11 protein-coding genes are annotated in these 23,338 nt (G+C 41.2%); 7 read left to right on the plus strand and 4 right to left on the minus strand.

What is annotated here, in order from left to right; translation table 11 throughout:
- The first annotated feature begins 48 nt into the window (after positions 1 to 48).
- Positions 49 to 2,076 (plus strand): methyl-accepting chemotaxis protein, encoded by a 2,028-nt coding sequence (locus AC2INI_RS08135; protein ID WP_122033004.1) that lies wholly within the window; start codon positions 49 to 51, stop codon positions 2,074 to 2,076.
- 278 nt (positions 2,077 to 2,354) lie between these two features.
- Here AC2INI_RS08135 and AC2INI_RS08140 read toward each other — a convergent pair whose 3' ends face one another.
- Together AC2INI_RS08140 and AC2INI_RS08145 are read right to left on the minus strand one after the other, a co-directional pair.
- On the minus strand, positions 2,355 to 2,885 hold the full coding sequence (locus AC2INI_RS08140; protein ID WP_486304580.1) for a 3'-5' exonuclease: 531 nt from the start codon (positions 2,883 to 2,885) through the stop codon (positions 2,355 to 2,357).
- 90 nt (positions 2,886 to 2,975) lie between these two features.
- Positions 2,976 to 4,493: a sensor domain-containing diguanylate cyclase gene (locus tag AC2INI_RS08145; protein WP_486304581.1), complete on the minus strand. Its 1,518-nt coding sequence runs from the start codon at positions 4,491 to 4,493 to the stop codon at positions 2,976 to 2,978.
- Between the two features lie 247 nt (positions 4,494 to 4,740).
- On the opposite strand from AC2INI_RS08145, the gene AC2INI_RS08150 reads away from it, so the two are divergent.
- The 4 genes from AC2INI_RS08150 to AC2INI_RS08165 all read left to right on the plus strand — a co-directional run bounded on the left by AC2INI_RS08150 (position 4,741) and on the right by AC2INI_RS08165 (position 10,585).
- A complete protein-coding gene (locus tag AC2INI_RS08150; RefSeq protein ID WP_486304582.1) occupies positions 4,741 to 5,373 on the plus strand; it encodes a DUF2760 domain-containing protein in 633 nt (210 codons plus the stop codon).
- A complete protein-coding gene (locus tag AC2INI_RS08155; protein WP_122033007.1) occupies positions 5,373 to 7,193 on the plus strand; it encodes an Hsp70 family protein in 1,821 nt (606 codons plus the stop codon). Before AC2INI_RS08150 ends, AC2INI_RS08155 begins: the two co-directional genes overlap by 1 nt.
- 134 nt (positions 7,194 to 7,327) lie before the next feature.
- Complete coding sequence (locus tag AC2INI_RS08160) at positions 7,328 to 10,144, plus strand: Hsp70 family protein (protein ID WP_486304583.1); 2,817 nt, start codon at positions 7,328 to 7,330, stop codon at positions 10,142 to 10,144.
- Positions 10,145 to 10,282: 138 nt separating this feature from the next.
- Positions 10,283 to 10,585: a hypothetical protein gene (locus tag AC2INI_RS08165; protein ID WP_122033009.1), complete on the plus strand. Its 303-nt coding sequence runs from the start codon at positions 10,283 to 10,285 to the stop codon at positions 10,583 to 10,585.
- An 82-nt stretch (positions 10,586 to 10,667) separates the two neighbouring features.
- Here the strand turns inward: AC2INI_RS08165 and AC2INI_RS08170 are convergent, their stop codons facing one another.
- Positions 10,668 to 11,141: a DUF2947 domain-containing protein gene (locus tag AC2INI_RS08170; RefSeq protein WP_122033010.1), complete on the minus strand. Its 474-nt coding sequence runs from the start codon at positions 11,139 to 11,141 to the stop codon at positions 10,668 to 10,670.
- Positions 11,142 to 11,373: 232 nt separating this feature from the next.
- On the opposite strand from AC2INI_RS08170, the gene AC2INI_RS08175 reads away from it, so the two are divergent.
- Positions 11,374 to 12,525, plus strand: coding sequence for a DUF1887 family protein (locus AC2INI_RS08175; RefSeq protein WP_122033011.1), 1,152 nt, complete (start codon positions 11,374 to 11,376; stop codon positions 12,523 to 12,525).
- Positions 12,526 to 12,662: 137 nt separating this feature from the next.
- Here AC2INI_RS08175 and udp read toward each other — a convergent pair whose 3' ends face one another.
- Positions 12,663 to 13,421 carry a uridine phosphorylase gene (gene udp / locus AC2INI_RS08180; protein WP_105054938.1) on the minus strand — a complete coding sequence of 253 codons (759 nt, stop codon included), beginning with the start codon at positions 13,419 to 13,421 and terminating at the stop codon, positions 12,663 to 12,665.
- A 420-nt stretch (positions 13,422 to 13,841) separates the two neighbouring features.
- Here udp and AC2INI_RS08185 point away from each other — a divergent pair, with 420 nt between their 5' ends.
- Positions 13,842 to 23,168: a VCBS domain-containing protein gene (locus AC2INI_RS08185; protein ID WP_486304584.1), complete on the plus strand. Its 9,327-nt coding sequence runs from the start codon at positions 13,842 to 13,844 to the stop codon at positions 23,166 to 23,168.
- The last annotated feature ends 170 nt before the right edge of the window (positions 23,169 to 23,338 follow it).

Below are 23,338 nucleotides of genomic sequence, written 5' to 3' on the forward strand. Positions count from 1 at the left end.
ATTTACTATCTAACACATAATTTCTTGTTCTATTTGTGTAGGTTATAGATGAAACCCTTTCAGAAATCCCCCATTTCATTGCTTCACGTCTTCACCCTATTATTAACCAGCATTGTTATCTGTTTTATCCTTCTCTCTTTAATTAGCAGCCGAGGAATTGATCGAGTTGGCCAGCAATTCTCTCAACTCAGCCAAACGATGTTGCCCTCTGCTTTATCCAATGCGGAACTAACAAAAAATGTACTTCAACAAGTAAAATTCATGAATGACGGCTTGCATGCTAAAAACTCAAATGATTTAACTAACATCCAAAATGTTATTACCGAGCTTCATCAACAATCAATAGCAGAAATTCGTCAATTACAACAACGTTCATTAAATCAAAATGGGGAGTTAACGATAAATCAAATTCATCAATTAAAAGCGCATATACAAGCATTAAACATGCAATCATCACGTATCTTATCCATTCAAAAAAACACGCTTTTACTCTCTTCAAAAATCAAAGAAAAGACCCCTTCCCTGCGTTATGGATTAAGTTCTATTGGACCTGAAATGAATCGTATCAGTGCATTCCTTATTAGTGATAATGCTAACGCTGATGATGCATCAAACCGCTTTGTATCTAGTGCTATGGCATTAGAGACTACCTTCTTAACCTTAATAGCAGAAGATAACATAATGACTGCTCAAAAATGGTATCGTGAAATTTACAATCGAATAGCGGCATTAGAGTTAGCTTATGATGATTTATCAATCGAGTATCCAGATCTTAATACCTACATGAGTCTAAGTGCCCCATTAGAGATCGTGATGGATGAGATGCGTCAAGATGATTCAATTCCTAATCAACGACTTACTTTTTTGTCATTAGTAAAAGAACAAAAAGAGTTAATCTCTGCGGCTTCAGAGACTTCCTTTCTTGCAACGACCCTACTTAGTAAAATCGCTCTTTCAATGGAGAAATCGTTAGCCCAACGAACTGAGCTCGTCGACAATTCTATTGATGTTTTTAAGAAGATAATTTTAATCAGCAGTTGCTTTTTAATCATTACTCTTTGGATAGCAGCTACTTGGATCCGCTCATGGATGTCAGTTGGATTAAAAAATATTACCCATCATTTAAAACAGCTTTCAGACCATAATTATAAACACAAGGTTCCCGAGGTAGGTCCTGCAGAAATGCAAATAATCGCTAAAAATTTGAACAAAGTGATTACCTCTACCACACACTCTATCGTTAATATCTCAAACAATTGTGATGTCCTGTATCAAACCTCTGAAATCACGAGTAGTGTTTCCAATGATATTGAAGCAGGGCTAACACAACAAAATGAAGCATTACTCTCAATGGCTTCTATTGTCGGTCAATTAGATTTATCTATTAGTGAAATTGCCCAGTTAACCCAAGAATCTCATCAGGAAACTTATAATGCGACTCAAGCGGCTACTAATGGCGTAACCGTGATTGGCAGTAATAACAGCCGATTAACTCAATTAAATGAGGCGTTAAGTAAAAACGTAATAGCGATGGAAACACTAGATCGTGAAGTCGATAAAATACAATCAATGGTTGGTGTAATTGCAAGCTTGGCAGATAACACTAATCTACTGGCATTAAATGCGGCAATAGAAGCGGCTCGTGCAGGAGAGCAAGGCCGAGGATTTGCAGTCGTTGCTGACGAAGTAAGACAGTTAGCTGGCAGTACTTCAGCCCAAACCCGTAATATTAGAGAAACAATGACTGCATTATTGGATGCTGCAAACGAGGCAAAGTCGTCCATCGCTGTTAGCCAGACTGAAATGTCACTTGCTCTAGCGTCAAGTATGGACGTCAGCAAAACCTTTGAGCATATATCAGACGCTGTCACCCTAGTCAGTGACCGGATTTCCCAAGTCTCTGTCGCGGCTGAAGAGCAAGCTCAAGCGGCTACAGAGGTAAGCAACAATATTGGTCACATAAACAGACAAGGTGAGGAGATGGAATTACAGCTTAGTGCATTTGTCGAGTCAACCGAAGAGGTTGCAGGAATCGCGTCACAACAGAAAGAATTAATACAAAACTATCGTTTTTAACACTAATCATTACATTAGAAAAACTAATCTTATAAAACAATTTTACTTGCTAGAAATAATATAATTTAACTCTATAATGCGCGCCATACGGAGACGAATAACTCGCCCAATTAATATAAAAGATAACGTTATGGCTAGAAACATACTAACTAAAATTGCAACCGCTTATCAACGTTCATTTGTTGAACTATATAAGCGCGATAATAAATAATCTCTTATAAAGAGATACGAAAAAGGAGCTAACTTAGCTCCTTTTTTATTATCTGGAATAAATATTTCTACAATATTTTCAATGCTAACTGCGCAAGGTTGTAAGCATCAACATAGCCTGAATGCTGTCTACCTTCCCATTCGATATCTAGCTCTTCCATCGCTTTTCGTTGACCCATTCGTTCATTTTTCTTACGTGATTTAATGCGATAAATCGTCGCTAAATTCAAAAACTCACTAAATGGAATATCAATACCTTTCGCTCTACACTCTGCGTCAAGTATCTGCTCGTCATGTCCCCATGCTGCATATATTTTATTGGTTCCGCCGAAATTCTTAATCATAGACTTCAATACATCAGCTAATGGGCGGCCTTGTTTTTCTATTTTTCGAGGAGAGATCCCTGTCAGCTCAACACAAAACTTTGAAATTTCATCGTGTTCAGGCCTAACATAATATTGTGCTCGCTTAACGACTTCACCTTTAGTCAAGTCGATCTCAGCTAACCCCACTTCAATAATCTCCCCTGTTGTTCCTTTGCCATCAACATTCCAACAGCACATTTCTAAATCAAAACAGACGATACGATTAAAGTTCATGGAGATCCTTGGTACTCAAACAAAACAGGAGCGCTATTCTACCTAAACAAAAGACTAAGCGCGATACTATGCTAACTAACTGTTGAAAATTCAATCGCAGATTGTGACTTGGTTTCTTCCTTTCATCTTACTTTGATATAACGCTTGGTCAGCCGCTTTAATTAATGCTTCTTTCGGTTCACCTTTCCATAAGGTAGCACCCAGACTGATAGTTTGTTTAATATCAAACCCATCAAACTGAGTTGGCGATTTAGCAACCACATGATGAATGTCATTAGCTATTTTAGTTAACGCTTCTATGGTATCAAGCTTAATTACTATCGAAAACTCATCACCACCAAGTCGAGAAAAAGAAGCCGATTCATCTAAATATTCAGACACTAATTGACTAATATGACACAGCACCTTATCCCCTTCAGGATGACCATAAGTATCATTAATCTGCTTAAAGTTATCAATATCAAAGCACAGTAATGCAAAAGAGGTTTTCTCTTCTATATTCCCTCGGATTATGTCTCTGATCGCTCTGCGATTTAATAACCCAGAAAGATCATCATGCATGGCTAAATAATGTAACTCTTTAGTTCTTATTGCTAGTAACTTTTCTATCCTATATTTATCTCGTGTGACCATAAAAATAAGAATCGCAATTAGAAAAGAGATCGCCAAAGAACCAATAAACATCCAAAACAGAGTTAGGCGCTGATAATCAGTCAATTTTTCATTGGTTTTATATTCAATCTTCCACACACGGTTTTCTATTTTTATACTACTTGTATAGATTAACTCGCTAAAATCATCCCATTGGGTACTCTGAAACATGATTGGATCATCTTCAGCATCAAAACCCGTATCGATAATACGTACCACTAAAGATTCACCTAATGAGGTTGATGAAATCAATTGCTCAAAATAGCTAGTAATACGAAGTACCCCAATCATCACTCCTTTTATATTTTGTTTATCCGTAGTAAATACGGGGTGGTACACAAGCATCCCTGTTTTTGGTGCATTCTGCTCTAAACTGTCTTGCAATAAGCGAATTTTATCCGACACACTTGGACGTCCTGTTTTCATAAACTCATCAAGAACCAATTGGAAACGCTCACGGGACGAATAGAAACCTAATAGCGGTATATTTGCTTCATCTCTTGGATAAATATCGGTTGCAACATAAATGGGCTCATGATTTTTCATCACATAACCAAACGTTTTGGGTTGATCTTTAGGGACGGTATAAATGTTAAATGAAGGGAAAACTTGTTGAACATTTTTAGTATGTTGCTCAATTTCATTTTCTTGAATTCTTTGCATCCATTGCAATGAAATCAAACTTTCTGAGCTAGAGAGTAATGAGCTAGCAAAGAGTGGGAATTGCAGCCAATCTTGCTTGGAGCCGGATTGATAAAAATTAGCTCCGGCACCAATAAAATCAATATCTTTTTCAATAAGAAGAGAGAGTAATACCGACTGACGATCAGCCTCTTTAAAGAAATTTTCCTTGTTGTTGTCTAAGTCTGATTTATAGACAACCCTCATTGAAAGTAAGCTAAAAAAAAGCGCTAAGATAAAGCTGGTTATTACATAGAAATAACTATTTTTAAGCACGCTCTTCCCTCAAGCAATTGATATGTTTCTAATTCTAGTCCTTATTAAGAGCGAACGAAACTAAATACCCAACAAAACTAAAATTTTATTACATTAACTGCAATCTGTTCAAAATAGCGCCAAACGGTGTCTGTTATCCATTTTTAAAGCGCTTCTTTTATCTCTTATCCCTTGAATATGCTACAATTCACCACAATTTAGTTAAAAACGTTTAGTGCATAGCACCCAAAAATATAGAGAATGAATTATGAATTTTGACGTAAATGCTATTCCTTCTACTTTCGACTTAGGACACATTGTTCTATTCGGTACTTCTGCTTTGTTCGTATTACTTTACGCGATGAAAAAAGGCAAAACGGTAGAAATCGAAAAGATTGTTGAAATTGAAAAAGAAAAGATCGTTGAAAAACCAGTTGAGAAGATCGTAGAAATCGAAAAAGTGGTTGAAGTAGAAAAGATCATTGAAAAAATCATTGAAGTAGAGCCTAAAGTAAAAGCAACGACTCCAGAATCAGCTCTACAACTATTATCGCTTCTACAAAAAGAAGCACGCTTCATCGACTTTATGCAAGAAGACCTTAAAGGCTTCGCTGATGCTGAAGTTGGCGCTGCCGCTCGTGTTATTCATGAAGGTGGTCAAAAAGTATTATCAGAATACTTCACACTTGCACCTGTTCGTACTGAAGAAGAAGAGTCTCGTCTATCAATCCCTGCTGGTTTTAACCCATCAGAAATTCGTTTAACCGGTAATGTAGTTGGTGAAGCTCCGTTTAACGGCACGCTTATCCACCGTGGTTGGAAAGTAGCCGAAGTGAAACTTCCTAAACTGGCCGACGGTTATGATGCAACAATCGTTGCTCCTGCAGAGGTAGAGCTATAATGGAACAAACAAAATTTAGTATCGGCATCGATTTAGGTACTACTCACTGTGTGCTTTCTTATGTTGATTTACATAACGAAGACGCGAGTGTTCAAGTGATGCCAATTCCTCAACTAACGGCACCTGGTCAAGTTGAAGAAAAATCACAACTGCCATCATTTATGTACCAAGCACATGAAGCAGAATTGTTAGAAGGCGATACTACCCTTCCTTGGACAACTAAACCAAACGCGATTGTAGGTAATATTGCTCGTAACCTTGGTAGCAAAACTCCTATTCGTTTAATCGCAAGTGCAAAAAGCTGGTTGTGTCATGGTGGCGTAAACCGTCGTGAAGCTTTTTTACCACTAAATAGTCCTGAAGAAGTGATCAAAGCATCACCACTAGAAGTGACTAAACGTTATTTAGAGCACCTTCAAAATGCGTGGGATTTTCAAAACCCTGAGCATCCTCTAAATGAACAAGACATTACAATTACGGTACCAGCATCATTTGACCCAGCTGCACGTGATTTAACGGCAGAAGCTGCAAATAATCTTGGTTTCCGTAATTTAACACTATTAGAAGAACCACAAGCAGCGGTTTATAGCTGGATCAAAAACAACGGCGACTCTTGGCGTGACCAAGTTTCTGTTGGTGATGTAATTTTAGTGGTTGATATCGGTGGCGGTACTACCGATTTATCTTTAGTTGCAGTGACTGAAGAAGAAGGTAATTTAAGCCTAAACCGTGTTGCGGTGGGTGATCATATTCTTCTTGGTGGCGACAATATGGATTTAGCTCTGGCTTATCGTTTAAAAATGAAGCTAGCGCAAGAAGGTAAACAACTGCAACCTTGGCAAATTCAAGTGATGACTCACGCTTGTCGTGATGCTAAAGAAGCGCTATTAAACGATGCTGAATTACGTGCAGTTCCAATTGTGGTTCCTAGCCGTGGGTCTAAATTGTTAGGTGGCACACTGCAAACAGAACTGACTCAAGAAGAAGTACAACAAACATTGGTAGAAGGTTTCTTCCCTGTTGTTCCTGTTACTGAGCACCCTGTTCAATCTGCTCGTGGCGCACTGACTCAAATGGGTCTACCTTACGCACAAGATGCGGCGGTAACTCGTCATCTAGCTAGCTTTTTAACTCGTCAACAAGCAGCAACTGATGAAGTCTTTGGTCAACAAAATGAAGCTGATTTTATTAAACCTACTGCAATCCTTTTAAACGGTGGTGTTCTAAAATCAAACCTTCTTGCTGAGCGTTTACTTGGCATTATTAATGACTGGTTAATCGACGCAGAAGCAGAAGACGCAAAACTACTTGAAGGTCTAGACCTTGATTTAGCCGTTGCTTCTGGTGCTTCTTACTACGGTTCTGTTCGTACTGGTAAAGGCGTTCGTATCCGTGGTGGTATCGCATCAAGTTATTACGTAGGTATCGAAAGCTCTATGCCAGCGATCCCTGGAATGGAACCACCAATGGAAGCACTGTGTGTTGCTCCATTTGGTATGGAAGAAGGCTCTCATGCTGATGTTCCTAGCCAACAATTTGGTTTGGTAATTGGTCAGCCGGTACAGTTTAAATTCTATGGTTCAACGACTCGTCGTGACGATCAAGCGGGTACTCATCTTGATTTCTGGATGCCAGAAGAGCTAGAAGAACTTCCAGCTATTCAAGTAACGCTTCCAGTTACTGAAGGTCGCTCTGCAGGTGAAGTTGTTCCTGTTCGTTTAGCGTCTAAAGTGACAGAACTTGGTACTCTTTATCTTGAAGCCATTGCAGCAGACAGCGGTGAGAAATGGCACGTTGAGTTTGATGTTCGTGAAGCATAATTTGGTTATTAATCTTCACTAATATGCTTCTTTAAGAGTTCAGTCACCGTTATAGGGTCTGAACTCTTTTATTATATGCCCCTATATTTTATCGCTGCCGCCTTCTCGTTTATTGCAGCTTCATTGGAGTTTTTATGAGTTCTTCTAATCGTTATTTAATTGGTATCGATCTTGGTACTACTCACACTGTTGTGGCTTATACTGACATCTCTCTTGGTATCGAAACCAGTCCTATTGAAATCTTCAATATTGACCAATTAATTGGACCAGGAGAAGTTGCTCGAAAACCTCTACTCCCTTCGTTTCGCTACCATGCGTCACAAAGCCAGATTAGCGATAACGATTTAACGCTACCTTGGAATGTAAAAGCGATTGATGGCGAAATAAAGAACGCAATCATTGGTGAATGGGCACGTGAATTAGGCTCAAAGGTAGAAGGTCGCCAAGTAGTCAGTGCTAAAAGTTGGTTATCTCACACTAAAGTCGATCGCACCTCAGATATTCTGCCTTGGGCAGGCGCAGAAGATGTTGAAAAAGTCTCTCCTATTGTTGCCAGTGCGAGTTATTTAAATCACGTTCGTCAATCTTGGAATTACCACCACCCTGATGCCCCTATGGAGCTTCAAGAAGTCGTTGTTACGGTACCCGCTTCGTTTGATGAAAGTGCTCGTTCATTTACTATACAAGCCGCAAAACTGGCAGGTCTTGATAAGATCATTCTATTGGAAGAACCACAAGCCGTTTGTTATGACTGGTATCACCATCATCAAGACACTGCAAAAGACATTCTAAAGAACATACCATTAATGGTGGTGTGCGATGTAGGCGGCGGCACTACCGATTTAAGTTTAATCCAAGCGCGTTTTAATAAAGACGAATTGGCACTTGACCGTATTGGCGTTGGTGATCACCTAATGTTAGGCGGTGACAACATCGATTTAGCCTTAGCGCATTTGGCTGAACAACGCTTAGACAGCGGTAAGAAAATGACGGCAGCCGCGTTAACTAAACTTATTCAACAAACGCGTAAAACCAAAGAACGTTTACTGTCAGCTAATGCACCAGAATCTGGCCATATCACTCTATTAGGGTCTGGCTCTAAATTATTAGGTGGCAGTCGTAAAGTTGAGTTAACTAAAGAAGAAGTTCATCAAATTGCGCTTGATGGGTTCTTACCACTGACTGACTTTAATGAGCGCCCAAATCAACGTCAAGCCGCTGTTGTTGAGTTTGGCTTACCTTACGCTTCTGATCCTGCGATCAGTAAACATCTTGCGCAATTTTTAGATAATCATAAAGAAGTCTCAGCAAAAGCATTAGGTTGGGATGATAGTGATTTAGCTGCTCATCAAGATCGTGCTATTCCTGTTGGCCTATTATTAAACGGTGGCGTATTTAACAGCCCTCTCCTTGCTGAACGTTCACTTGAATTAATGAATAACTGGAAAGGTGACACTGTCACTCAATTATCTAACCCTCATCCAGATTTAGCTGTTGCTTATGGTGCCGTAGCTTATGGTAAAGCACGCCATGGTGCACAATTAAAAATTGGCGGTGGCTCTGCGCGTTCATTCTATTTACAGTTAGAAGAGAAAAATAAACAACCACAAGGTTTATGTTTATTGGCAAAAGGCAGCGACGAAGGTGAAGAAATTCGTATGACGAGCCGCCGTTTTTCGTTAACTTTAGGTGAGCCAGTTCGATTCAACCTACTCTCAACGACAAAAGACCAACTTGCTACCTCGGGCATGATCACTGAGTTAGCCGATCCAAGTTTTGTTAGCTTACCGCCTTATGTCGTAACACTTGAATCAAGTAAATCAAAAGAAGAATTACACGCCAACCAAAAAGATCGCGTTGAAGTAACCTTAGCTTGTCAATTTACTGAAGTCGGCACCATTAAGATTGAATGTGTTTCTGTTGAGGATGATTCGCAACGTTGGTTAGTAGAATTTGAAGTACGTAACCAAGCTTCGAATAAAGGAGCTAACCTTGCAGACCAGATTAGCCTTCCCCCTCGCCTTCCAAATGCAATTGCAAACATAAAAGAAGCCTATGGCGGTAGTAAGCTAAATCCTAATGCGATTAAAGCCTTTTCTAAAAACATAGAGAAGCTGATAGGTAAACGTGAATCATGGGATTTAATTACCTCTCGGGAACTAGCAACCGCATTACTAGACAGTAAAAAACGTCGTCGTCGCTCTGATAAACATGAACAAAACTGGTTAAAAATGACCGGTTTTGCACTACGCCCTGGTTTTGGATACCCTGCTGACGAATGGAAAATTAGCCAAGCATGGGAAACCTATCAACAAGGTATTCAGTTTGAATCAAAGCAATCTTGGAATGATTGGTGGACATTCTGGCGTCGTATCTCTGGTGGTTTAAGCCAAGAGCAACAAGAAACCATTTTGGCAGATATTGCTAAATATTTGCATCCAGGTTCTTTACGTAACCCTAAAACACTAGAAGATGCGACAAACAAAAGCTATGAGGCGATGGTTCGCTTAGCTGCAGCTCTAGAACATCTAGATGTTGAAGATAAAACATTAATTTCAACGTGGGTGTTAGGTCATGCTAAAAATGGCAATCAAGCGCAGGTACATTGGTGGGCATTGGGTCGTATTTGTTCTCGTTCTCCATTTTATGGAAGTCAGCATAACCTTATTCCGGCAAGCCAAATTGCTCAGTGGCTACCTACACTGCTAGAACAAGATTGGAAAGCACAACCAATGGCAGGTTTTGCCGCTGTTATGATGGCACGATTAACCGGTGATAGAACTTTAGATGTCTCTGATAAGCTACGTCAAAGTATCATTGATAAACTGAAGAAGAGTCGCTCTCCACAAAGCTGGATAGAATTAGTATCTAGTCAACAAGCGCTAACAGAAGCCGATTCTAAACGTTTATTTGGTGATGCCTTACCTGCAGGATTACGTCTAATTAATTAGCTTTAACCAATGACAAAAATAAGACAAAGAGTCTTTTTTGCGTCATTTTTGTCAAAGCTACGCAAACAAACTAAAATTTCCTTCAAAATTGTGATGAATTAAGTATACTAAATTCATCACAATTTGAAGGTAACCTGAATGATCCATATCGTTATTTTAGCGACTATGGTGTTACTTTATTTTGTTGGTTGGTCTCGCTTCGGTACTCGAGAATTACGCAATGCGGCTAAGAGGTTCAGTGGAATTATCCCCGCCCCTCAAGAGTTGGTTATTGAATGGATTATGTATAATAAACAGATATTGGATATCAATGAGTTTCAACGTTTCATCATCCATTTAAATAGAGCAAGCACTGAAGATTTAAAAACTGAACTAGATAGTTTTTCACATTATCTTGAAATACACGCTCCTGAGTATGTTCTTTCAAGAACTCATTCTTAAACTATTTCATTAATCAAACAAAAAGGCTCATAGTCAATGACTGTGAGCCTTTCTTCATTTGAATGTTTTATAACGACCTAAGTTAACTTCTTGAGCCTAGTTTCACTTTGCCTTTTGAATTAAACCATAAAGCTTGTGATTTCTTTTTACCGATAAGAATTGGTAAATCATCATAAAATAAGAAGTTTTTCCATGTTTGCTTAAACGTTCCCCAAGAAGTTTCAATCAGGTTATATTTTTCATAACAAAAATATACCGTCACATCATCAGCCCAATCAATGAACTCTAATACTTCTTCTGGTAATGCTTCGTTGTCACTATCCCAACGGTGCTGCCAATCAATTTCATTACTCCATGAGCTTTTTTTCATTGGCCATTCTTTTGAACCAAAATGATCTGCGGTTGGACTATTCGCACTGATAAAGTCATTCCAAACCTGAGCAGATTTTGCTTGAGTGAATGGCTTAATTAATGGTAGTAATGCATCATCAACTGGCATTGATTGATGAGTGAAAATCCATTTGCGGTTGTATTCATCTAAAGGTAAATAGCTCATAGTTCATTCTGTATTTAAGACATGTACACCTATTCTATCGTCTTTTTTTATTAAGCCCAAATAAGAATATTTAACAGTGGGTTGATTTTTATCATTAAGCCCCTCATTACAATAGTATTGAATAACAAAGCTATACTGATTCTATAAATTAGTATTCATTAAAATTATAATTATTCGGTTACACATGCCTTCTGCTTCGTTTATGTGTAATCACCATTACAAGGATTATTTCATGATCACGCATGTTGGCATATTAGATCAAGACCCCGTCCGTCTTGTAACTCCCCTTCTTGATCTCTCCGTAAAAGGCGAGCATATGATTTTCATTGGCGACGAAACACAAAAAGACATGTTTCATCGTTTAGAAAGCATACTTCAATATAAAGGGATCACCTCTGACTTCTATGAAATTCCAAATATCGTAGATACCCATTTAATCAAAGAGTCTTTACAAGCGCTAGCTGCTGAAATGAAGCTACACTTTAGTGATATAAAGCTAAATGCAAGTTGTGGGCTTCGACACCGTCTTCTTTCTGCCTATGAAGTGTTTCGTTCATATCATTGGCCAATTTTTGTTGTCGAACCATTCAGCGATAAATTATGTTGGCTTTATCCTGACGGCAGAAAACAAAAGCATGTAGCAGATAATATCCGTTTAAGTGATTACCTCGCTATCTTTGGTGCGCGTTGTGAGTTCTCTGAATCTGAGCTTCCAGAAAGCATTGATAAACGTCTGCGTGAACTTTGCCAGCGTTGGGCAAGTAATGCACTAGAATTAGGCCCAGGCCTTGCTACATTAAACTACTTAGCGACGACTTGTCGTAAAGAACAACGTTTAGATGTAGAAGTAACTGAAAAACAACAAAGCTACAAAGAACTAAATATGTTGCTAACTGATCTTGTTGAAACAGGATTAGCTACCTACGAAAACGGCACATTAACTTTCGACTGTGAAGAAGCACGACGCTTAGCTAACGGTGAGTGGTTAGAAATTTTGGTTCATAATACGGTCGTTGATATTCAACAATATTTACCTACACTTCAAGACCATTCATTGAATGTTCAAGTTCATCGTGAAATTGGAACGAAAGACGTTCGTAATGAACTTGATGTGGTTAGCATAGTAAATAACAAGCTGCATATCATTGAATGTAAGACTAAAGGTATGCGAGATGATGGCGATGACACTCTCTATAAATTAGAATCGTTACGTGACCTTCTAGGTGGCTTACAAGCACGAGCCATGTTGGTAAGCTTCCGCCCTCTACGTAATAACGACATTATGCGAGCACAAGATTTAGGCTTAGCTATTATTGGCCCTGATGAATTGGGCGATCTTAAAAAGCATCTTCTAAATTGGTTCTTAGCCGCTGGTGGTCATTAATCATTGAGCTAAACTAATTTAACAATAAAAAGACCGATGATTTGGTCTTTTTTATTTTCTGCCGTGTACTCTCGATACAAAAATGCCGCTGATTCATTTGAACCAACGGCATCTTAATATCTTTTTATGTTCTTCTACTATAGAAGATTACGAGCAGCTTCAATAACAACCTTGATTGAACGTGCTTCAGTTTCTTTTAATGTCGCGTGATCAGGTGTCTCTTTTTGAGTACGGTTGATAATTACGCCCGCAACACAACCCGCACGTAAACCAGAGCTTGCACACATTGTTAATAATGTTGCTGATTCCATTTCAAAGTTCAGTACGCCCATGTCTTGCCACTCTTGCATAGAACCTTGGAAACGCTTAACAACACGACCTGAGAACGTATCGTAACGTTCTTGACCTGGATAGAAAGTATCACTTGATGCTGTAACACCTGTGTGAACGGTTGCACCTTGGTCAACAACCGCTTTACGCATTGCTGTTGCAACATCAAAGTCAGCAACTGCAGGGAATTCCATTGGAGCAAAGTGAAGACTTGCACCATCTAAACGAACAGAACCAGTAGTCACAATCATGTCACCTACATTTACATGCGGTTGAATTGCGCCTGTTGTACCTACACGTAGGAAAGTACGAACACCCAATTGCGCTAGCTCTTCAACAGCAATAGAAGTCGATGGACCACCAATACCCGTTGAACATACTACAATTTTCTTGCCATCTAGCTCAGCTAGGTACACTGTGTATTCACGGTGGCTTGCTAGAAATTTAGGGTTTTCCATTTGCTCTGCGATTTTTTGAACACGTGCTGGATCACCAGGAATGATCGCCATTTCTGCACCTTGAAGATCTGCCTGTGTTACGCCTAAATGGAATACTGCTGCTGTCATGGTTAACTCCTTGCGATTGTAGGGTCGCGTTAATTTAATTAGTTATATTTGATTCGATGAAGTTACTTTACCCAAACGACCTTTGCATTAGTGTGATTAAGATCCCGAAAGGAATGTTGATAAGCTACACTCTTGCAAAGAAAACCGATTGGCATCACAAAAAATAAAGATTATCGATTAACTTATACTCAAGATTAACTCTACTGACAGAGCCTTACAATAATTTCAAACTCAATAAGTATAATTACATGCTCAATATTTGAACTCACAGATGTTCTAGAAAAAACGAAATACGAACAACAAAATTAATTTACCTCTCTCAATATCACTTTTTTAATAATTAAAAACCTTAGGATTGGCTTTTTTCCCTCTCATATCCTTAACTTATAATAAGTTATATATTGTATATTGAGGTCACGGATGAATAAGCAGTCAGAGAAAAATAACTCAAATAATAAAGCTGAATCACTTTTAAATTCGAAAAAAGAAAAGTCACCGCTTAAACATAAAAAAAATAAAAACCAAACCTATTTAGCAAAGAGACTCTCTCTATATCCTCAATTAATGTTAATTTTACCCAGTTTTTCTTTGTCTCAAACTCTTACATCAGAAGACAATATTGAAGAAAAAGACTCAAATATAGAAAGCGGTACATTAGATGTGTCGAATTCTCATCATAATGAGTCACTCATTTCACCTCTAGCTCCTATTGTTGAAAACAAAATGAGTAATATTCAACCTAACCAAGATGATGCGAATGAACACACTCCAATGGCAACGCCCAGTGCACGAAGTAGTTCCCATTTAGCCTCACACGCAATAACTCCTATTGGGATTCTTCCTACGCCAGTGCAAAACCATACAATCAACCAAGCTCCTGCTATGTTGGTTACCCCCCCTACGACCTTAAGCACACCTCCTCTACAGCACTCACAGCAGCAAGCTATTATTTCAGGAAAAGACTCTGCGACAACAACCGAAGATGTGACAACTCATGTTGCCGGAAAACTGACAGTAATAGACCCTGATCTTGGTGAGGCTCATTTTTCAAACACTGATATTACTGGCTCACTAGGCACTCTGCACCTCACTAACTCTGGAGCATGGACGTACGATCTAGACAATACTAACCCGAGGGTTCAAGCGTTAGGTAAAGGCGCGACAGCTACGGACACCATCACCGTTCATTCGGCCGATGGCACACCTCATCAAGTAACTATCACAGTAAATGGCACTAACGATAAAGCCGTGATTGCAGGCACAGATTCAGGTGCGGTGACAGAAGAATCTCAACTTCAAACTTCAGGAACACTGACTGTTACGGATGTCGATACCGGCGAAGCGCATTTCTCCAATACAAACATTATTGGGACTTTCGGTACGTTACACTTAACTGATAACGGTTCGTGGACGTACGATTTAGATAACACAAACCCGACCGTTCAAGCATTAGCTAAAGGCTCGACGGCAACGGATACGATCACCATTCATTCGGCCGATGGCACACCTCATCAAGTAACTATCACGGTTAATGGCACTAATGATAATGCTGTGATTGGGGGCACAGATTCAGGTGCAGTGACGGAAGAATCTCAACTTCAAACCTCAGGTACACTGACTGTTACGGATGTGGATACCGGTGAAGCGCACTTCGCTACTTCATCCACAGGAAGTACCGATATTGCAGGCACTTTGGGCACGCTACACCTTACCGACAACGGCCAGTGGACTTACGATTTAAATAATACTAACCCAACAGTTCAAGCATTAGGTAAAGGCGCGACAGCAACCGATACTATTACCGTTCATTCTGCCGATGGCACACCTCATCAAGTGACTATCACAGTAAATGGCACTAATGACAAAGCAGTGATTGGGGGCACAGATTCTGGCGCGGTAACAGAAGAATCTCAACTTCAGACCTCAGGCACACTGACTGTCACCGATGTCGATACAGGCGAAGCACACTTCTCCAATACCAACATTGTTGGGACTTTAGGTACGTTACATTTAACAGATAATGGTAGTTGGACATACGATCTAGATAATACTAACCCGACCGTTCAAGCACTTGGGCAAGGTCAGCAAGTAAAAGATATTATTAGTGTTCAATCAGCCGATGGTACACCCCACCAAATTACAATAGTTGTAAACGGTAAAAACGATGCAGCTGTCATTACGGGGACAACCACAGGCGCGGTAACAGAAGATCGTATCAATGGTATGCAATGGTTGTTAACAGGTGGGAAAATGCATGTCTCCGATAGCGATTCTGGAGAGGCTAAGTTTGATCCTGTAATACACGCGCACAATTATGCGGGCATTGGTTATACCTCCGCACTTGGTGCAGAGGTCATCGTAACTCCGGACGGTGATTGGCACTATCAACTTGATAATAATATTACCCAAGTCCAGTCTCTGGGTCAGGGGCAATCCTATATCGATAAAGTCACAGTGCATACTGTTGATGGAACCATGCAAGAGCTACAAGTCACCATAACTGGTACCAATGATGCGCCTACCGTTACTGGAAGTCGCGTGTTGCCTACGGGTACCGAAGATCAAACACTACATATCACTCAAACTCAGCTCATAGCTGGTGCGAGTGATATTGATAAGAACGATGCTGGCACTTTGCATGTAGATGCTGTAACGGCTGATCACGGTACAGTAACGAATAACCCCGATGGCTCATTTACTTTCCATCCAGACAAAGATTATAACGGCCAAGTTCACTTCACTTATGATGTAAAAGACGCTCATGGAGGCTCAGCACAAGCAACGGCGTCGACAACGCTTGCTGCAACATCTGATTCAGCCATTATTAGTGAAGTATCGACTGACCACGTCACTGAAGATGGTTCACACAGCAGACACAATGCTGGCGTCACAACTGAACTTGCAAATGGACAGCTACAAGTTGTGGATCCAGATAGCGGGGAGAATAAATTCCAGTACAGCCAGTTTGGTGAAACAGCAGTTCACGATCCGTTTGGTGGCATGTTACGTATTGATAGCATGGGCAATTGGGGGTACAGCGTTAATAATGCCAATTTGCAACACCTTGCTCAAGGACAAACTGAAACCGTTGTCTACCGTGTTCATAGTTATGATGGAACGGCATACGAGTTGCACATAGACGTTGTTGGCACCAATGACGCACCAACCGTTACCCAAGTTGCGCTAAGTAACGGCACTGAAGACACGCATTATCAAATGCAAGCGAGTCAGTTTGGATTTACGGATGTTGATAGTGGCGATACGCTACATTCAGTTGCAATCACAGATCTACCACCAGCAACACAAGGTAAGTTTGTACTTGATAGTCACGATATTACTGCGGGGCAACACATCCCTACAGCTGACATCAGTAAACTTCAGTTCGTTCCTGCGCAAGATTTTAATGGTGATGTTCAGTTTAAATATACTGTTAACGATGGGCATACCGACTCTACAGAAGCTACAAATACACTTCATTTTGATGCCGTTGGGGACGCAGCAGTAATCACAGGAACTACAACTAGCGATGTCGATGAAGGGCATGGCACCTATCATGACCGGTCACCAAACTACGCACAGCCTGGGATGGCTAAATTAACCAATGACCCTTTATACACTGATGGCAAGTTAGAGATTATTGATCCAGACACTGGCGAAGCACAATTTGACACAAAAGGCGTAGGCTACTCGTACCATGGCACTTATGGTCAATTAATACTAAATGCAGATGGCAATTGGCATTATAAAGTTACCGTCGGTAGTAACCAACAAAACGTGGCCACACAGATCGATCAATTAGGCGATGGGCAGCAATTAACGGATACGATTACCGTTTATTCTAAAGATGGTACGGCTCAAGACATTGTGATTACCATTCACGGCGATAATGATAGACCTTATATCAGTTCTGAAGTAACACTTGTCACAGGTACAGAAGATACAGCGCTAACTTTCACCAAGGCTGATTTACTTGCCAATACTGTTGATGTGGATGCCAATGATGCAGGTAAACTTTCCATTGCTAATCTGTTAGTCGATCACGGTTCTGTTGTTGATAACAAAGATGGCACCTACACTTTTACTCCAACCAAAGACTATAACGGACAAGTTCATTTTAGCTATGACGTGACAGATGCGCATGGTGGTATCACTGCAACAGGCGCGAATTTACACTTACAAGCAACTGGCGATGCTGCGACTATTACTGGAATTGATCAAGGGAATGTGACAGAAGATCGTGGTTATATTGATACACAATATAATCTTCATTTTGATGGAAAATTAGATATTGTTGACCCCGACCAAGGTGAAGCTCAGTTTGATATTCAAAGAGGCCACACCTATCACGGAATTGGCTATGATACAAAAATGGGTGGGTGGGTACTTTTACAACAAGATGGTACTTATACTTATACAATTGATAATCGTAAACCAGAAATTCAAAATCTTGGGTCAACAGAGACTCTTGTCGATAAGGTGACAATCCACAGTGTCGATGGAACAAGTCATGAAATTCAGATCACAATCCACGGTACAAATGATGACCCTAAGGTTTCTTCGGTAACAACTCTTCCTGCAGGAACTGAAGATACAGATGTCGTTCTACACGCTTCTGATTTACTCGCCAACGCTACAGACATCGACCACAATGATGCAGGGCAACTCTCAGTGGCCAACCTCACCGCCGACCATGGCAAAATCACCGATAATCATGACGGTACTTTTACCTTTCATCCTGCCCTAGATTACAATGGGAAAGTCTCTTTTAGCTATGATGTAAAAGATGCACATGCTGGCAGTACAGCGACTTCAGCGAGTATGACGTTAGCACCAACCAGTGATGCGGCGGTTATTACAGGCTCCGGTTCTGGGGTTAAAGAGGATATCAATGTGGATATCTCCAGTGGGCATCTCCTTGGAGCTTCTGGTGTGTTCCATGTTGTTGACCCTGATGGTCCCGCACAGTCACAGTTTCCAGATGTCCTTTATGGTGGTATTTATCAAGGGTCTCATGGTGGAGATCTTCAAGTTAATAGTAATGGTAACTATTACTACCATATGAGTAATTATTTAGTACAACATCTCTCAGAGGGTGAAATACTCAAAGAGGAGTACACCATTCACAGCGTCGATGGAACTCAGCACAAAGTGGAGTTTACCGTTGAAGGTACTAATGATAAACCAGTACTCAGCGCTCAGACGCAATCAATAACAGAAGGGGGGACCCTTTTATCTGGCCAGATGCATGCCACGGATGTGGATACAAAAGACACGCATACCTTCACTATTGACAAAGCTGTAGATGGCTTAACCTTTAACAATGATGGTAGTTACACTTTTGACCCCTCCCATGCAAGTTATCAAAACTTGGGAGCAAACAATGACCAAGTTATACATGTTCAGGTAAAAGTGGATGATCATAATGGTGGTACGGATACGAAGACTCTTACGTTAGTTGTACACGGAACGAATGACAGTGCAACAATTGGCGGACAAGACACCTTTACTGTTCAAGAAGATCATAACCTTACTCTAAACTCAGGTAATACGATTATATACAACGGCAAATTGACCATTACTGACGCCGATGCTGGAGAAGATCATTTTGATGGCAATCTTCATCAAAACCAACAAACAGGCACATGGGATACCGGATATACAACACAGGAAGGTGGAAAACTCATTCTTCAATCCAATGGTTCATATCGTTATGAAATTGATAATAACCTCGCAAAGATTCAATCTCTCGGTAGTAGTGAAACCTTAATTGATACTGTTACTGTACGTTCTGCTGATGGTACGCCTCATCAAATTCAAGTCACTATTCAAGGTGACAACGATGCGCCAGTTGTAAGCTCCGCAGTTGCACTTACAGCGGGTACTGAAGATACAGATGTCGTTCTGCACGCTTCTGATTTACTCGCCAACACTACAGATATCGACCACAATGATGCGGGGCAACTCTCTGTAGCAAATCTTATCGCTGATCATGGCAATATCACCGATAATCATGACGGAACCTTCACCTTTCATCCTACACAAGATTACAACGGCAAAGCCTCCTTTACCTATGATGTACAGGATGCACATGGTGGAATTGTGGCTACATCAGCCTCGATAACTCTCGCTCCCACTCGAGATGCAGCTGTGATTTCTGGCGATGATACTGGGACGATTATAGAAGATCATAATGTTGGTCATAGTTCATTACACCCTGCTGCCGCATCGGGTTTGCTGGGTGTCACTGATCCTGATGCAGGGCAAGACCATTTTCAGGTCAATCAGTTAGGAGAACAGGCGATTCACGATCCCTTCGGTGGTTTCTTACGCATTACACCTAGTGGCGCTTGGGGATATGAAGTAGCTAACAGTCGCTTGCAATCGTTAGCTGAAGGTGAAGTAGAAAAGGTTGTATATCGAGTTTATTCTGCAGACCACACTGCCCACGATATAACAATAACGGTGACAGGCACCAATGATCAGCCGACCATCACAGCGACGACACTTGCACATGGCACTGAAGACACGCACTACCAAATGCAAGCCAGTCAGTTTGGGTTCAGTGATATCGACACTGGCGATACGCTACATTCCATAGCAATCACAGATCTACCATCAGCAACACAAGGTAAGTTTGTGCTTGATGGACACGATGTTACAGCGGGGCAACACATCCCTACAGCTGACATCAGTAAACTTCAGTTCGTTCCTGCGCAAGATTTTAATGGCGATGTTCAGTTTAAATATACAGTTAACGATGGGCATGTTTACTCACAAGAGGCTACTAACACTCTTCATATTGATCCTGTAGCCGATGCCGCCACATTTACCGGCGACTCCGGCAGCATAGGTGAAGATACAAACATTCACCACAACGTGCATACCACGGGGTCAGCAACCATTCCAGATGCCCTTGTTTGTAATGGACACCTGGTTATTTCTGATGTTGACGGACAAGGTGAAGCAGCATTAGACCTCAAAGGTCAGCAGTTTGTATCACAAGATGGAACCTATGGTCACTTTGTCATTAAGGCTAATGGCTCTTGGCTCTATACCGCAAACAACAAAAACACGCCGATTCAAGACTTAGATAATGGACAAACGCTCACTGACAGCATTGAAGTCACATCAAAAGATGGTACCAAGCATTCAATTACCGTCACGATTAATGGAACCACCGATGATCCTGTTCTTCACAGCCTCAGTGATTCCGGTGTTCAACATAGTGGTCCAGTTGAAGGGAATCTACTTACTGGCTCTGGGACGGATCAAGGATTGAGTGGTGCAGCAACAGACACCGATTCCAACGCACATCTGGTGTTGCAAGATATTCAAATAAAAGACCCGGTGTCAGGTTATGTCGCGGTAAGGCCGGGGCAACCACATACTATGGCCGGTATCGGTACACTCGCGATCGAAGCGAATGGTCATTATACCTTCACCCCGGAAGCTGGCTTTACAGGTAAAGTGCCAAGTATGGTTTATCGTGTCGGCGATGATGGTGGTAACCCAATAGGAGATTCTTCTCAAAACTCTCTCACGATTGAAGTCACCCCTCCCCAACAACATGCGCCAACGGTCACAGCGCAAACCGTTTCTACAAATGAAGACATCACCAGAACCTTTACAACCAATGAATTTAGTTACAGTGACCAAGATGGCGACACGTTACAGTTCGTGACTATTAGCAGCATACCGAGTCATGGATTATTACTCTTAAACGGTAATGCCGTAACCGCCAACCAGCAAATCAGTAAGGCAGACTTAGACGCAGGTCATTTAACCTTTACGCCAATCAGTAATGAAAACGGTGCAAACTATGCGCAATTTACATTTACTGCAAATGATGGCCATCAAGATTCAGCAAGTGCAACAATGATAGTGGATGTTAATGCAGTAAATGATGCACCTATCGTTGGATCGAGTTTTATTAGTTCTTTAGAAGATAAACCTCATGCGTTCACCACTGCTGACTTTAAATACTCTGATATTGATGGCGATGCGTTAAACCATCTCACGATTACCAATGTCGCCCATGGCGTGTTATCGCTGAACGGCACCACAGTAAATGTTGGTGATGACGTCAGCGCCTCCGACGTTTCATCACTCATCTTCACCCCAACTCACAACTACTATAGTTCCGGTGTCAGCGGATTAGGGGCGGTGCAATTTACCGCAAACGATGGTCATCTTGATTCAAAAGAAGGGTCAATACTCATTAATATAGCGAGTGTCGCTGACCCTGCAACATTCAGTGGAGACTCCACAGGGGTTGCCCAAGAAGACACGACACTTCAAGCATCAGGCACCTTGACGGTAAGCGACCCTGATGGAACAACAGGGTTTATCCCGGTACAAGGTGGATCTGGTATAGCAGGAAGCAAAGGCTATGGGCATGCTCATATCGATGCAAATGGTCATTGGACTTATAACTTATACAATAATCACTCAATCGTTCAACAACTAGGTCAAGGGCAAACGGATACTGAAACCATTACGGTTCAATCTGCAGATGGTACGCACCATGACATCGTGGTCACTATTACCGGAACCAATGATCTACCGACTGTATCAGAGAAGCCACAAGCAGGTCATGTTGTCGGCCAACATTCGGTCGATGAAGATTCAGGTCTTAACCCCGCGGGCCAACTGATCATCAATGATGTGGATGGTGATACGACCACGGTAGCTCTAGACCCAGCACATAGCGCCGCCTATGGTCATGTTGTGTTTGATTCGCATAGTGGCAATTGGACTTATCACCTAGATAACAACAACCCAGCTGTGAATACCCTTAACGATAACGACACGCTGCAAGACAAGTTTACTTTGCTTGTTGATGACGGGCACGGCCAAAAAGTACCACAAGAAATTACGATGACCATCAATGGCCATACCGATGCGATACCTCACGCAACATTACTTAACCCACCAAAAATATCAGGAGGTGCCGGACATCAAGATCTCCATGCAACCCTTGGTATACCACCCATTATTCATCAAGGCACACCAAGCTTGCTCACTGGTTGGGGGATTTCTGATGGGCATGGCCATTCCCTGTCTCACCTACAAGGCCAATTTGGAACGCTGAATGTGAATCCTGCAACTGGTGAACTCCATTATGACTATACTCCGAGTTCTGGTGTCATCAAAACACATAGCGGGGGAAACTATGGTGGTACTGATGAAACTGACACATTTGTGCTAACACTCGGTGGCTCTCAAAACTCCCATGTTGAAGTTCATCTACATTTACACTCTCAATCGGTACACGGTCACAGTGGTCATCATATCGATCAAACAACCCTGACAGGAATGGATTTATCACCAATTTCGACTGCTCACCCTGCTCCCCCACCACCGCCTCCTGTTCAACATGACGAGCCAGATATGGCTTCGCAAGCCGACTTTACGGTCACACTAAGCGATGACAGTTATCTAGATTTAGCCCAACACGCTCACCATGAAGCAGATCAGAAAACCAGCCACCATGGTGCTGCCGCATACCTAGATGCCTTAGGTATACAAGCAGATGCAACATCTCCGGTTGAGCACGATCAACCTGCGGATATGGACATCGTGCTTGCACAAGTAGACCAACAAGATTCATTTAACCATGACAGTACACACTTGGATATGTCAGATGCGCTTGAACACCATGATGCAAACATTAACCACAACCAAGATGATGAGCACCACCATCAGAATGATATCGACGGGTTACCAGATATAGACCCTAACTCATAACACTTAACTTAAAGTAAACAGGTTCGGGAGCATTACTTGCTCCCGACGTTTATTTCTAAAACAAGCAGAAATAAAAAGGGATCACATAACGTGATCCCTTTCTATATATTGTTACTTTCTATTCGCTGATAAATCATAAGAATTAGGGCACTATATATGCACCTACTCTG

The sequence above is a fragment of the Aliivibrio friggae genome, assembly GCF_057368515.1.